This is a genomic window from Longispora fulva (assembly GCF_015751905.1).
Classification (GTDB): domain Bacteria; phylum Actinomycetota; class Actinomycetes; order Mycobacteriales; family Micromonosporaceae; genus Longispora; species Longispora fulva.
The window spans coordinates 8,573,586-8,587,362 of the sequence record NZ_JADOUF010000001.1; the positions used below are offsets into that span (position 1 = coordinate 8,573,586).

Below are 13,777 nucleotides of genomic sequence, written 5' to 3' on the forward strand. Positions count from 1 at the left end.
GCCGCCGACCCCGGAGGGCGGCCATCGTCCGGGGCCTGCCGGGACCACGGCCCGCCAGGGCCGGTCCGGACAGCGCCCGCCGCCGGCGAGCCCTGACCGTGGCCCGCCCAGGCCGGCGCCGCCGACCGCCCGGCGACGGTCCGGAGCCCCGACAACGGAGCCGGACCGAGGCTGTCGGCCCGGCCCGCCCACGGCGGGGGTGCCCAGCCCAGCGCCCACCGGGCGCTCTGCGAGAATGTTGCGCGACGAAAACGGACGAAGGAGAAGCTCTGTGATCCGCACCCACGAGGCCGGGGCGCTGCGTTCCACGCACGTCGGCGAGCGCGTGACCCTGGCGGGCTGGGTCGCCCGGCGCCGCGACCACGGCGGCGTGATCTTCATCGACCTGCGCGACGCCTCCGGGTTCGTCCAGGCCGTGTTCCGCGGGGAGGACGACGCCGCCCACGGCCTGCGCAACGAGTACTGCGTGAAGGTCACCGGCACCGTCGAGCTGCGCCCCGCCGGCAACGAGAACCCCGAGCTGCCCACCGGCGAGATCGAGCTGAACGTCACCGAGCTTGTCATCCTGTCGGAGGCGGCCCCGCTGCCGTTGCCGATCGACGACCACGTCGAGGTGGGCGACGAGGCCCGGCTGAAGTACCGCTACCTGGACCTGCGCCGCTCCGGCCCGGCGAAGGCGCTGCGGATGCGCTCGGACGCCAACCGGATCGCCCGCGACCTGCTCAACGAGCGCAAGTTCGTGGAGATCGAGACCCCGACCCTGACCCGGTCCACCCCGGAGGGCGCGCGCGACTTCCTGGTGCCGGTGCGGGTCAAGCCGGGTTCCTGGTACGCGCTGCCGCAGTCCCCGCAGCTGTTCAAGCAGCTTCTGATGGTCGCCGGCATGGAGCGGTACTACCAGATCGCCCGCTGCTACCGCGACGAGGACTCCCGCGCGGACCGGCAGCCGGAGTTCACCCAGCTCGACATCGAGATGTCCTTCGTGACCCAGGAGGACATCATCGAGCTCGGCGAGTCGATCGCCGCCGCCCTGTGGCGCGAGCTGGTCGGCTACGAGATGCCCCGGCCGCTGCCGCAGATCACCTGGCACGACGCGATGGACCGGTACGGCTCCGACAAGCCCGACCTGCGCTACGGCGTGGAGCTGGTCGAGCTGACGACCTACTTCCAGGGCACAGAGTTCCGGGTGTTCCAGGCCCCCTACACCGGCGCGGTCGTCATGCCGGGCGGGGCGGCGCAGACCCGCAAGGAGCTCGACGGCTGGCAGGACTGGGCGAAGTCCCGGGGCGCACGCGGCCTGGCGTACGTGCTGTTCGACGCCGAGACCGGTGAGGCCCGGGGCCCGGTCGCCAAGAACCTGTCCGAGGCGCACCTGGCCGGCCTGGCCGACGCGGCCGGCGCGAAGCCGGGTGACGCGGTGTTCTTCGCCGCCGGCGAGCGCCGCGCGTCCCAGGAGCTGCTGGGCGCGGCCCGGATCGAGATCGCCAGGCGGTCGAACCTGATCGACGAGGCCGCGTGGGCGTTCTGCTGGGTGGTCGACGCCCCGATGTTCGAGAAGAACGACGACGGTTCCTGGACCGCCGTGCACCACCCCTTCACCTCGCCGAACGAGGAGTGGGAGCCGAAGTTCGAGGAGTCCCCGGACGGCGCCCTGGCCTACGCCTACGACATCGTCTGCAACGGCAACGAGATCGGCGGCGGCTCGGTCCGTATCCACAAGGGCGGTGTCCAGCGCCGGGTGTTCGACCTGCTGGGCATCACCGAGGAGGAGGCGGCGGACAAGTTCGGCTTCCTGCTGGAGGCGTTCAACTACGGCCCGCCGCCGCACGCGGGCATCGCGTTCGGCTGGGACCGGGTCTGCATGCTGCTCGCCGGCTCGGACACGATCCGCGACGTGATCGCGTTCCCGAAGTCCGGCGGCGGCTACGACCCGCTGACCGGCGCGCCGACCCCGATCACGGCCCAGCAGCGCCTCGAGGCGGGCGTGGACGGCCCCCCGAAGAAGGCATAAACCCAACCCATTTTTCGGGTACGGGGAAGCGTCACCCGAGCGCGGCGGCCGATCGGCCGCCGCGCCGGCGTTAGTCTCCTCCCGTGGACACTCTTCTCATCACGGGCGCGTCCGGCTTCCTCGGCGCGGAGGTCGCCCGCCGGGCGGTCGCCGCCGGCTGGCGGGTCGTCGGCACCTACCAGTCCCGGGTCCCCGAGATCGGCGGCGTCACCTGGCACCGCCTCGACGTCACCGACCGGGTCGCCGTCGCAGCCCTGGTCGAGGACGCGGACCCATCCGCCGTCGTGCACACCGCCTTCGCCCGGAACTCCTGGTCGGTCAACGCCGACGGCGCGGCGAACGTGGCCTTGGCGTCGGTGGGCCGCCGGCTGGTGCACGTGTCCAGCGACGCGGTGTTCGCCGGTCGCACGGCGCCCTACACCGAGCAGGACACCCCGGAGCCGATCACGTCCTACGGCGGGTCGAAGGCCGCGGCGGAGACCGCGATCCACGCCGTACACCCGGACGCGGTGATCGTGCGCAACTCCCTGATCCTCGGCGACGGCGACAGCGCCCACGAGAAGATCATCCGGGATCTGGCGGAGGGCCGCCGCGACGGCGTGCTGTTCACGGAGGAGCTGCGCTGCCCGATCCACGTCGCCGACCTCGCCTCGGCCCTGCTGGAACTCGCCGGCAACGACCACGCCGGCGTCCTCAACGTCGCCGGCCCCGACGCCGTCAGCCGCTACGAGCTGGGCGTCCTGTTCGCCGCGCGGCTCGGGATCGACCCGGACAGACTGCGAGGCGGACCCGCCCCCTTCGCGTGCCCGGGGGAGATCCGCCTCGATACCAGCCTTGCCCTGGACCTGCTGCACACCAGGCTCAGGGGCGTACGCGAACTCGCGGCCTGATCAGCTCAGAGCCGGGAGTCGTCGTTCGTGCAGGACAGCCACCCGCTCGTCGCCTCGCGGGCCTCGGCCGCCTGCGCCGCTGTCACCAGTCCGTTCACGTCGGAGGACCGTCCGAGGATGGCCTCCACCTGGGCGCGCTGTTCGACCGTGATCGCCCAGAAAGCGGACGACGCGCTTCCGTCAGCGTGCCAGTCCACAATGCTCAACGTGCGTCGCTCAACCATCACTGCCTCCCGCAACCGTGTGAGGGCGCGGTCTAACGGCGGGGAGAGCTGGCTGCCGTCAGATCGCTTTGACGTTTTCCGCCTGCGGGCCCTTCTGGCCCTGACCCACATCGAACTCGACCCGCTGGTTCTCATCCAGGCTGCGATAGCCCTGGCTCGCGATAGCGGAGAAGTGCACGAAGAGATCCTGCCCGCCGTCGTCCGGAGTGATGAAGCCGAAACCCTTTTCGGCGTTGAACCACTTCACTGTTCCTTCGGCCATTGACCCGGCCTTCCTGTTGCTACCGCGTGACTTACCCCCCAGCCTAGCCCGGTATCGCCCCGCGAACACGCGAATCGGACGATGCCAACCTGCCGGCGGTCCGCGCGATGGTCCCCCGGTAGCCCAGTCGGCTGTACAGGGCCGCGGCGCGGGCGTTGTCCGAATACACCCCCAGGCCGGTGATGCCGTGCTCGGCGAGCAGGGTCCGGGTCACCGCGGCCGTCAGCGCCGCGCCGAGGCCGCGGCCCTGGTGGGCGGGGTGCACGGCGATCCCGGAGACGACCCCGAACCCGGGGGAGCTCTCGTCGGCGGCGACCGCGGCGAGAGCGCCGGCGACCCGGATCCCGAACCATCCCCGGGCCTTCCCGTCGGTCGGCCGGATCGAACTCTCCGGCAGCGCCAGGTCCAGGACGGCGTCGATCTCCGCCGCGGACGTCGGGCCGTCGAGCCGAAGCACCTCGGGCGCGTCGGGCGCCTCCGGCGGGGCGGACTCCGTCCACAGGAAGTCCCACTCGTGCACCCGTCCCTCGAACCCGGCGGCCACGCCCCGGGGCCCGTTGAACCAGTGCCCGGCGGCCAGCAGCCCCTCTTCGCGGGCGAACGCCAGCAGCGCGGCGCAGGCCCCCGGGTCGCCCAGCCCGTGGCCGCGGGGCTCGCCGTCGGGCCGTCGGCTGAGGACGAGCAGGGCGCCGCCGTGCGCGTACCCCGTGACGGGTGCCTCCTCGAGGAGCACCAGGCGCAGGTAGGGGCTGTCGTCGAGCGCGCGCAACGCCGCGCGGTCGGTGAGGATGACGGGTTCCACGCCCCGACGGTACCGGTGAGCGTCGTCACCGCTCGCCGGGCGATGACCGGGTTCCGTCGGGGGTCGCCGGTAAGGTCTGCGGCGTGGACGCGCTGTTCGAGATGTCGGAGCCCGGGGGTTCGGCCACCGCGTCCCCCGGCGAGTTCGCCGACGTGCCGCCGGGAGCCCCGCTGGCCGTCCGGATGCGACCCCGCGCCATCGACGAGCTGGTCGGTCAGGCGCACCTGCTCGCGCCGGGGGCCCCGCTGCACCAGCTGGTCAGCGGCGACTCTCCGATGTCGGTGATCCTCTGGGGCCCGCCCGGCTCGGGCAAGACGACTGTCGCGCACCTGGTGGCCCGGTCCTCGCAGCGCCGGTTCGTCGCCCTGTCGGCCCTGTCCGCCGGGGTCAAGGACGTCCGCGAGGTGATCGCCGCCGCGAAGGCCGACCGCCGGCGCTCCGGCCGGGCGACGGTGCTGTTCATCGACGAGGTGCACCGGTTCACCAAGACCCAGCAGGACTCGCTGCTGGCCGCCGTGGAGGACCGCACGGTCACCCTGCTCGCGGCGACCACCGAGAATCCCTACTTCTCGATCGTCTCCCCGCTGCTGTCCCGGTGCGTGCTGCTCACCCTGCGGGCGCTGGACGAGGTGGCCGTCGGCGGGCTGGTCGACCGGGCGTTGACCGACGAGCGCGGCCTGGCCGGCACGGTCACGCTGACCCCGGAGGCGCGCGACCATCTCGTGCGGCTCGCCGGGGGAGACGTCCGCAAGGCCCTCACGGCCCTGGAGGCCGCCGCGTCCGCGGCCCGGGCCCCGGGCGACGCCGCGCGGCCCGAACAGGCGTCGGGTGACGCTGCCGCGGCACCCGGAGACGCCGCCCGGCCCGACCCGGCGGCCGACGGTCGCGCGTCGGCCGTGCCGGGGGCCGCGGGGCCTCGTACCCGGATGATCGATCTCGCGACGATCGAGGCGGCCATCGACGTCGCCGCCGTGCGCTACGACCGCGACGGCGACGGCCACTACGACGTGACCAGCGCGTTCATCAAGAGCATGCGCGGCTCCGACGTCGACGCCGCCCTGCACTGGCTGGCCAGGATGCTCGTCGCGGGTGAGGACCCCCGGTTCATCGCCCGCCGGCTGGTCATCTTCGCCAGCGAGGACGTCGGGATGGCCGACCCGACGGCGTTGCAGGTCGCGACGGCCGCCGCGCAGGCCGTGGCGCTGATCGGTCTGCCGGAGGGCCAGCTCAACCTGGCCCAGGCCGTGGTGCACCTGGCCACGGCCCCGAAGTCCAACTCGGTGACCACGGCGATCTTCGCGGCGATCGCCGACGTGAAGGCCGGCCGGACCGGCAACGTCCCGCCGGCCCTGCGCGACGCGCACTACGCGGGCGCGAAGGGCCTCGGCCACGGCGCCGGTTACCGCTACCCGCACGACGACCCGCGCGCCGTCGTCGCCCAGCAGTACGCGCCGGACGAGGTCGTCGGCCGCGACTACTACCAGCCCAGCTCACACGGCGCGGAGCGCGCGGTGTCCGAACGACTCGACAAGCTGCGGACCATCATCCGCTCCCGGGGAGACTCCTAGTGCGCACGAAGTTCCTGGTCGCCCTGTCCGTGGCGGCCCTGGCCCTGACCGGCTGCGGGGGCCCGAGCGGTGCCGCCGAGGCGCTGGACAAGGTCGAGGCGCCCGACTGGCTCGGCAAGCCGGCCGACACGACGAAGGGCGACAACCTGGTCCGGACGTACGTGGGGGTGCCCCGGCGGGCGGCGGAGGCCGAGTCGGCGTACTCGCAGGCGCTGGACCGGGCCGGCTGGCGGTTCCACGACGGCGGCCCGTCGTGCGGGAAGAATCCGACGAAGGACGGCTGCTGGACGGCGGAGGACCTCCTGATCACGGTGTCAGGTGGTGGTAACGACAGTGCCACTCCGGATGCCACTCCGGCGACCACCTTGACCATCATGGTGATGGCGAAGCCCTAGCCGGTGCCTCCGGGGGTCGCGCCGTCGCGGAAGGGCCGTCGCGTGTCCGTGAAGGCCTGGCGCTGGTCGGCCGGGAGCTAGCGATAGGGTCAGCGCGAGAGGTTTGTCACGAAGGGGGACCGCAGTGTCGTTCGGAGAGGTCGCGGCCCTGATCGCGGCCGTCGCATTCGTAGGTCTGGTGGCGGCCCTCGCGGTGCCGATCCTGAGGCTCCGGCACACCGTGGACGCGGCGACCCGGGCGCTGACGGACCTCACCGACCGGACCGGTCCGCTGCTCGGCAACGTCAACACGACGGTCGACAACGTCAACGTGGCCCTCGGCCAGGTGCAGGTGACCCTGGACGGCGTGAACGAGCAGCTCGCCCGGGTGGACACGATCACCAGCCACGCCTCGCAGCTCACCGCCAACGTGGCGAACGTGAGCACCCTGGTGTCGGCGGCGGTGGCCAACCCGCTGGTGAAGGTCGCGGCCCTCGGCTACGGGTTCCGCAAGGCCGCGGCCAAGCGCCGTGCCGCCGACGAGGACCGCGAGGTGCGCGACGAGCTCAAGTCGCGCCGCAAGGCCGCCAGGAAGGGCTGACATGTTCAAGCGACTGCTGTGGCTGGGCGTCGGGGTCGCCGTCGGGGTGGTCGTGGTCCGCAAGCTGACCCGCACCGCGCACGCGTTCACGCCGGCCGGCATCGCGGGCAACCTCGGCCAGTCCGCTGGCGGGCTGCTCGACTCGGTCCGTAGTTTTGTGGAAGACGTCCGCGAGGGCGCGGCCGAGCGCGAGGCGGAGATCGCCGACGCGATCGCGCACGGCCTTCTGATCACCGACCCTGAGATGGAAAGCGAAGAATACTGATGCGGACCGCGGAGATTAAGCGCCGGTTCCTGGCCCACTTCGAGGCGAACGGGCACACGGTCGTGCCCAGCGCGCCCCTGCCAGCGATTGATGACCCGAACCTGCTGTTCATCAATGCCGGTATGGTGCAGTTCGTCCCCTACTTCCTGGGCCAGCAGGCAGCTCCGTGGAAGCGTGCGGTCTCGGTGCAGAAGTGCATCCGGACGCCCGACATCGACGAGGTCGGCAAGACCAGCCGGCACGGCACGTTCTTCCAGATGAACGGCAACTTCTCCTTCGGGGACTACTTCAAGGCCGAGGCCATCCCGATGGCGTGGGAGCTGCTGACGAAGTCCCTGGACCAGGGCGGTTACGGCCTGGATCCGGAGTCCCTGTGGGCCACCGTCTACCTCGACGACGACGAGGCCATCGACATCTGGCACCACACCGTCGGGCTCCCGATGGACCGGATCGTGCGCCGGGGCAAGAAGGACAACTACTGGTCGATGGGCATCCCCGGCCCGTGCGGCCCGTGCTCGGAGATCTTCATCGACCGCGGCCCGTCCTACGGCCGCGAGGGCGGCCCGGAGGTCGACGAGGACCGCTACATGGAGATCTGGAACAACGTCTTCATGCAGTACGAGCGCGGCCCGGGCACCGACAAGGAGAACTTCCCGATCCTCGGGGAGCTGCCGGCGCGCAACATCGACACCGGTATGGGCCTGGAGCGGATCGCCTCCGTCCTGCAGGGCGTGGACAACCTCTACGAGATCGACGAGGTCCGGCCGCTGATCGAGAAGGCCGAGGAGCTGACCGGCAAGCGGTACGGCGCGTCGAAGAGCCACGTGGCCTCCGAGTCCCACCCCGACGACGTGCGGCTGCGGGTCATCGCCGACCATGTCCGCACCGGCCTGATGCTGATCGGCGACGGCGTGACCCCGGGCAACGAGGGCCGGGGCTACGTGCTCCGCCGCATCCTCCGCCGGGCGATCCGCTCGATCCGCCTGCTGGGCTTCGAGGGTCAGGCGATGCCGCACCTTATGCCGGTCGCCCGGGACTGCATGGCCCCGAGCTACCCCGAGGTGGCCAGCGACTACGACCGGATCGCGCGGTACGCGTACGCGGAGGAGGACGCCTTCCTGTCCACCCTGCGGCAGGGCACGACGATCCTGGACCTGGCCCTGACGGAGACCAAGTCGGCCGGCGGCGAGAAGCTCGCGGGTTCCAAGGCGTTCCAGCTGCACGACACGTTCGGCTTCCCGATCGACCTGACGCTGGAGATCGCCTCCGAGCAGGGCCTGTCGGTGGACGTGGAGGGCTTCAAGGCCCTGATGCTCGAGCAGCGGACCCGGGCGAAGGCCGACGCGGCGGCGCGCAAGAGCGGGCACGCGGACCTGTCGGCGTTCCGGTCGGTACTCGACGAGCACGGCCCGACGGACTGGGTGGCGTACACGACGCTGGAGTCCGACGCGACGATCCTGGCGATGCTCAAGGAGGGCCTGCCGACCCGGCACGCCGCCCCGGGCGAGGTCGTCACCGTGATCCTGGACCGGACCCCGTTCTACGCCGAGTCCGGCGGCCAGGACTCCGACGCCGGCCGCCTCGTCGGCACGGACGTCGAGGCCGAGGTGCTCGACGTGCAGCGGCCGGTGAAGAAGCTGGTCTCGCACCAGGTGCGGGTGCTGCACGGCGAGCTGCACGTGGGCCAGAAGGTGCACGCGGCGGTCGACAAGGAGTGGCGGATCGGCGCGCGGCAGGCGCACTCGGGCACACACGTGGTGCACGCGGCGCTGCGCCAGGTGCTCGGCCCGGCGGCCCTGCAGTCGGGTTCGTACAACCGCCCCGGATACCTGCGGTTGGACTTCTCGTGGCGCGGCGCGCTGTCGCCGGAGACCCGCAGCGAGATCGAGGAGGTCTCCAACCTCGCGGTCCGCAGCGACCTGCTGGTCACGGCGAACGTGATGCCGATCGCGAAGGCCAAGGACCTGGGCGCGATCGCCCTGTTCGGCGAGACGTACGACGAGGACGTCCGGGTCGTGGAGATCGGCGGCGAGTGGTCGCGCGAGCTGTGCGGCGGCACGCACGTCGAGCGCTCGGCGCAGATCGGCCCGATGGCCGTGACCGGCGAGTCCTCGGTCGGCGCGGGTTCCCGCCGGATCGAGGCCGTGGTGGGCCACGAGGCGTTCCGCTACCTGGCCCGCGAGCGCGACCTGGTGCTGCGGCTGGCCGAGCTGTTCCGGGTGCCCAGTGACCAGCTGGGTGACCGGGTGGCGCAGATGATGGCCCAGTTCAAGGACACCGAGAAGGAGCTGGAGAAGCTGCGGGCCCAGATGGTGCTCGCCAACTCCGGCGGTCTGGCGGCGGGCGCGAAGGACGTGCGCGGCGTGGCGTACGTGGGCGCGGAGGCCCCGGAGGGCACCGGCGCGAACGACGTGCGGACCCTGGCGCAGGACGTCCGGGGCAAGATCGACCCGAAGCGGCCGGCCGTGGTGGCCGTGACCGCGCGGGCCAACGGCAAGGCGTCGATCGTCATCGCGGTGAACGCCGCGGCCAAGATCGCGGGCCTGTCGGCCGGCGAGCTGGTGAAGGGCGCGCTGTCGGGCAAGGGTGGCGGCAACGCCGACCTGGCCCAGGGCGGCGGCGTCCCGGCGGATCAGGCCGCGGCGCTGCTGCTCGCGGTCGAGAAGCTGGTCGCGGAGCGGCCTTGACCGGCACCGGCTGGCAGCGGGGCGTCCGACTCGGAATTGATGTCGGGAACGTCCGGATCGGGGTCGCGCGCTCCGATCCGGACGGCATCCTCGCGACCCCGGTCGTCACCGTCGCCCGGGACCAGTCCGAGGCGGAATCTCCCACCGATCTGTCGGAGATCGCCAAACTTGTCACCGAATATGATGCAATCGGGGTCGTTGTAGGGCTTCCAATCGCTCTGAATGGCAAAGAGGGACTGGCGGCGAAGGCTGTCCGTGACTACGCTGCGCGTTTGGCCGTGGTGCTGGGGACCGTGCCGATCCACCTGTCCGACGAGCGGATGTCCACCGTCGTGGCGGGACGTAGGCTCGCGGAACGGGGTGTCAAGGGGAAGCGCCAGCGCGCTGTCGTCGACCAGGCGGCCGCGGTGGAGATCCTGCAGGGTTGGCTCGACGCTCAGCGGAGGCTACGCGGATGATGGACGAACTGGGGTTGTACGAGGACGTCGACCCCGGCCGGCACCGCCGCCGGAAGAAGAAGCGCGGCAGGAGCGGCCTCGCGCTGGTCCTCGTGGTCGTCATCCTCGGCGTGCTGGGCGCCGGCGCCTGGTGGGGCGCGAACAAGATCGGTGACATGCTCACCACCCCCGACTACGCCACGGGCGGGACCACCGAGACCACGGTGCAGGTCAAGCCCCGCCAGACGGTCGCGGACATCGCCAACACGCTGTACCACGCTGACGTGGTGAAGAGCGCGAAGGCGTTCGTCGAGGCGGCGGGGGAGAACCCGAAGGGGACGGCGTTTCAGCCGGGCACCTACAAGGTGCACAAGCAGATGCGGGCCAAGGACGCGGTGACCGCGCTGCTCGACCTGAACAACAAGATCACCACCAAGGTGACCCTGCGCGAGGGCCTGACGTACAAGGGCACGTTCGCCGAGTTGGAGAAGGTCACCAAGATCCCGGCCGCGGAGTTCGAGGCGGCGGCGAAGGATCCGGTGGCGCTCGGCGTGCCGGACTTCTGGTTCAAACGCGGTGACGGCAAGCCGGTGGAGAAGTCCATCGAGGGCTTCTTGTTCCCGGACACCTACGAGTTCGAGCCCGGCTTCACGGCGACGTCGATCCTGGAGCGCCTGGTCGCCCGGTTCAACGAGGAGATGGAGTCCAGCGGCTTCATCACCAAGGCGGAGAAGGAGCGGCAGATCTCGCCGTTCGAGGCGCTGATCGTGGCCTCGCTCGCCCAGGTGGAGGCCGGCAACGCCGACGACCTGGGGAAGGTGGCCCGGGTGGCCTACAACCGGGCGTACAAGAAGAACATGCCGCTCGAGTTCGACGTGACGGCCAACTACTGGCTGATCAAGCAGAACAAGCCGTCGAAGAGTTCGTCCGACCTGACCCCGGCGGAGCTGGACGACCCGAAGAACCCGTACAACGTGAAGAGCGTGCGGGGTCTGCCCGCCGGGCCGATCTCCAACCCGGGGGCCGCGGCGCTGAAGGGCTCGATCGACCCGCCGGTCGGCGACTGGGTGTACTTCGTCGCCGTCGACAAGCAGGGCCACTCCGCGTTCGCCGTCACGCTCGCCGAGCACGACGCGAACCGGCGCAAGGCCTGCCAGGCCGGGGTGCTGACCGGGGACGCCTGCCGGTGAGGGCGGCGGTGCTCGGTCGACCCGTCGGCCACTCGCTGTCCCCTGTCCTGCACAACGCCGGTTACGCCGCCCTGGGCCTGTCCGACTGGTCCTACGCCGCGATCGACGTCGGCGAGGACGAGCTGGAGTCCTTCGTGGCCGGTCTCGGCCCGGAGTGGGCCGGGCTGTCGCTGACCATGCCGCTCAAGGAGGTCGCGCTCTCGGTGGCCACGGAGGTGACCCCGCTGACCCGGGTGCTGGGCGCGGGGAACACCCTCGTGCTGCGGGGCGGCGGGCTGTTCCTGGACAACACCGACGCGCCCGGCGCGGTGGCGGCGCTGGCGGACGCTGGCTGCACGTCCGCCGCCGAGATCGCGATCGTGGGCGCTGGCGGCACGGCCCGCGCGGCGCTGGCGGCGGCGTCCTCGCTCGGGGCCCGGGCCACGGTCTACGCCCGGCGTCCCGCCGCCGTGGTGGACCTGCTGCCCGTCGCGGCCCAGCTGGACGTGCCGATCGTCGCCGCGCACTGGGAGGACCTGGCCGACGCCGCGCGCGCCGACGTGATCGTCTCGACGGTGCCGAAGAGCGCCGCCGGCAGCCTCGCAGACCTCAAGCCGCATCCGGACACCGTCGTGTTCGACGTGCTCTACGACCCGTGGCCGACGCCGCTGGCCGCTGCGGCGCTGGCCGCAGGCTGCCGGGTGGTGAGCGGGCTGGACCTGCTGGCCGCGCAGGCGTATCTGCAGTTCGCGCTGTTCACGGGGCTGGCGGCCCCGAAGGCCGCGATGCGCGCCGCCCTCGACGCGGCGGTCGCGGCACGCTGAGAGGCCCGCCCCGCGAAGGGACGGGCCTCTCAGATCATTCGACGGGTACGTCTAGAACGGGCTGTTGTCCGCGGCGCACACGAGGTTCTTCGGCGGCAGGACCCCGGTGAACAGGTAGTCCCGCTTGGCCTTCTCGCCACAGGTGCTCGGCACGTACATGCCGGTGTGCCCGGCGCCCTCGATCACCATCAGCTGCGCGTTGGCGAGCTCGGCGGTGCCGTCCTGCGCGCCGTGCAGCGGGGTGGCGGGGTCGTACCGGTTGTTCACGACCAGGATCGGGGCCGGGGTCCACCGGTTCCACGGGCCCATGAACCGGTCGGTGTCGTGGCCCGGCCAGGTGGCGCACGGCTGGTAGTCGAAGACGCCGGTCCGGCCGAAGTACGGCACCCGCTGGTCCTCGGGGTCCGCGAGCCGGCTGTAGGTGGCGTTGTTGCGGGGCACGACACTGTCGGTGCAGTTGATGGCGAAGTACGCCTCGCTGCGGTTGTCCAGATACTGCTCGCCGAGCAGTGGCTTGGCCGGCCGCGCCGCGAGGAGGGACTTCGCGGCGGCGGGCTGGACGTTCGCGAGCCGGTCGAGCAGGGTCGCGAGGTCCTTCCACCACGCCGGGTGGGCGAGGTTGCCGCCGACGGAGCTGATGATCGTCGTGTACGACCAGCTCTCGCCGTCGAGCACGATCGGCGCGACCCGCGCCCGGTCGGTCAGAGCCTTGAACCGGTCTTTGGGAGAGCCGCCCTTGGCGAACGCGCACCGGTCCGGACCAGCCGCCTCGCACTGGGTGAGGAACTGGTCGAACGTCTCGGCCATGCCCCGGGGCACGTCCTGGCGGGTGTCGATCGGCTTGGTGAAGCCCTCGATGCCGTGGCCGGTGGCGCTGCCGGCGAAGTCCAGCGCGCCGTCGAGGACCAGGGCCCGGAACTTCGTCGGGAACAGGTTGGCGTAGGTCGCGCCGACGTGCGTGCCGTACGACAGGCCGAGGTAGCTGAGCTTGTCGTCACCGACGGCCCGGCGCATCACGTCGAGGTCGCGCGCGGTGTTGGCGGTGGACAGGTGGTTGATCAGGTCCCCGCCGCGTTCCTTGCAGCGGGTGGTGAGGTCGGCGGCCTGCGCGTAGAACGCCGGCTCCTGCGCTGCGGTGGCCGGGAACGCCGGGACGGCGTTGAAGTAGGTCTCCTGCTCGGCCTTGGTCTCGAAACACCGGATGGCCGTGCTCCGGCCGACGCCCCGGGTGTCCCACGAGACGACGTCGAACCGGGCGCGCAGCTCCGGTGAGAACAGCCAGTCCCAGTGGCCGCGCCACTGGAGCCGGTCGACGCCGGACGCGCCGGGACCGCCGAAGTTGACGAACAGCGAGCCGATCCTGTGCGCCGGGTCGGTGGCCGGCATCCGGATCATCGACAGCGAGATCTGCTCGCCGCGCGGCCGGTCGTAGTCGAGGGGGGCGGCGGCGGTCGCGCACTCATAGCCGTCGGCGCAGGTGCTCCAGGTGAGCGTCTGGGCCGGGGGAGCCTCCGCGACGGCCCCGGCGGGCGATGTCACGGCCAGGGTGGCGGCCACGGCCGCGAGGGCCGTGCCCGCCGCCATCCGGAGCCGGGTGAAAGGGGTCATGCAGGCAACTCCTTCGGATGAGGGATTCCTAGTCACAAACGTTATGGCTCCACCC

General features: G+C 71.7%; 14 protein-coding genes. 10 read left to right on the forward strand and 4 right to left on the reverse strand.

The window, feature by feature from the left end; translation table 11 throughout:
• Positions 1-271: 271 nt before the first annotated feature.
• A complete protein-coding gene (aspS, locus tag IW245_RS39590; protein WP_197008166.1) occupies positions 272-2,011 on the forward strand; it encodes an aspartate--tRNA ligase in 1,740 nt (579 codons plus the stop codon).
• A gap of 83 nt (positions 2,012-2,094) precedes the next feature.
• Positions 2,095-2,901 (forward strand): SDR family oxidoreductase, encoded by an 807-nt coding sequence (locus IW245_RS39595; protein ID WP_197008167.1) that lies wholly within the window; start codon positions 2,095-2,097, stop codon positions 2,899-2,901.
• A gap of 5 nt (positions 2,902-2,906) precedes the next feature.
• Here the strand turns inward: IW245_RS39595 and IW245_RS39600 are convergent, their stop codons facing one another.
• From IW245_RS39600 to IW245_RS39610, 3 genes are read right to left on the reverse strand one after another with little or no spacing between them, the layout of a single operon-like run.
• Positions 2,907-3,125 (reverse strand): hypothetical protein, encoded by a 219-nt coding sequence (locus IW245_RS39600; protein ID WP_197008168.1) that lies wholly within the window; start codon positions 3,123-3,125, stop codon positions 2,907-2,909.
• A 58-nt stretch (positions 3,126-3,183) separates the two neighbouring features.
• Entirely contained in the window at positions 3,184-3,387 is a 204-nt protein-coding gene (gene cspE / locus IW245_RS39605) for a transcription antiterminator/RNA stability regulator CspE (RefSeq protein ID WP_197008169.1), read from the reverse strand.
• A gap of 43 nt (positions 3,388-3,430) precedes the next feature.
• A complete protein-coding gene (locus tag IW245_RS39610; RefSeq protein ID WP_197008170.1) occupies positions 3,431-4,189 on the reverse strand; it encodes a GNAT family N-acetyltransferase in 759 nt (252 codons plus the stop codon).
• Positions 4,190-4,290: 101 nt separating this feature from the next.
• Here IW245_RS39610 and IW245_RS39615 point away from each other — a divergent pair, with 101 nt between their 5' ends.
• The 8 genes from IW245_RS39615 to IW245_RS39650 all read left to right on the forward strand — a co-directional run bounded on the left by IW245_RS39615 (position 4,291) and on the right by IW245_RS39650 (position 12,114).
• Positions 4,291-5,757 (forward strand): replication-associated recombination protein A, encoded by a 1,467-nt coding sequence (locus tag IW245_RS39615; RefSeq protein ID WP_197008939.1) that lies wholly within the window; start codon positions 4,291-4,293, stop codon positions 5,755-5,757.
• Complete coding sequence (locus tag IW245_RS39620) at positions 5,757-6,152, forward strand: hypothetical protein (RefSeq protein WP_197008171.1); 396 nt, start codon at positions 5,757-5,759, stop codon at positions 6,150-6,152. Before IW245_RS39615 ends, IW245_RS39620 begins: the two co-directional genes overlap by 1 nt.
• A 124-nt stretch (positions 6,153-6,276) precedes the next feature.
• Complete coding sequence (locus IW245_RS39625) at positions 6,277-6,732, forward strand: DUF948 domain-containing protein (RefSeq protein ID WP_197008172.1); 456 nt, start codon at positions 6,277-6,279, stop codon at positions 6,730-6,732.
• Between the two features lies 1 nt (position 6,733).
• Complete coding sequence (locus IW245_RS39630; RefSeq protein WP_197008173.1) at positions 6,734-6,997, forward strand: hypothetical protein; 264 nt, start codon at positions 6,734-6,736, stop codon at positions 6,995-6,997.
• On the forward strand, positions 6,997-9,684 hold the full coding sequence (gene alaS / locus IW245_RS39635) for an alanine--tRNA ligase (protein ID WP_197008174.1): 2,688 nt from the start codon (positions 6,997-6,999) through the stop codon (positions 9,682-9,684). The genes IW245_RS39630 and alaS overlap by 1 nt, the downstream gene beginning before the upstream one ends.
• The gene (gene ruvX / locus IW245_RS39640) at positions 9,681-10,142 is read left to right on the forward strand and encodes a Holliday junction resolvase RuvX (protein WP_197008175.1); all 462 of its coding nucleotides are present in this window, start codon (positions 9,681-9,683) and stop codon (positions 10,140-10,142) included. The genes alaS and ruvX overlap by 4 nt, the downstream gene beginning before the upstream one ends.
• Positions 10,139-11,311, forward strand: a complete 1,173-nt coding sequence (gene mltG, locus IW245_RS39645; protein WP_197008176.1) for an endolytic transglycosylase MltG — start codon at positions 10,139-10,141, stop codon at positions 11,309-11,311. The genes ruvX and mltG overlap by 4 nt, the downstream gene beginning before the upstream one ends.
• Entirely contained in the window at positions 11,308-12,114 is an 807-nt protein-coding gene (locus tag IW245_RS39650) for a shikimate dehydrogenase (RefSeq protein WP_197008177.1), read from the forward strand. The genes mltG and IW245_RS39650 overlap by 4 nt, the downstream gene beginning before the upstream one ends.
• 51 nt (positions 12,115-12,165) lie before the next feature.
• Here IW245_RS39650 and IW245_RS39655 read toward each other — a convergent pair whose 3' ends face one another.
• Positions 12,166-13,722: an alpha/beta hydrolase gene (locus IW245_RS39655; protein ID WP_197008178.1), complete on the reverse strand. Its 1,557-nt coding sequence runs from the start codon at positions 13,720-13,722 to the stop codon at positions 12,166-12,168.
• Positions 13,723-13,777: the final 55 nt, after the last annotated feature.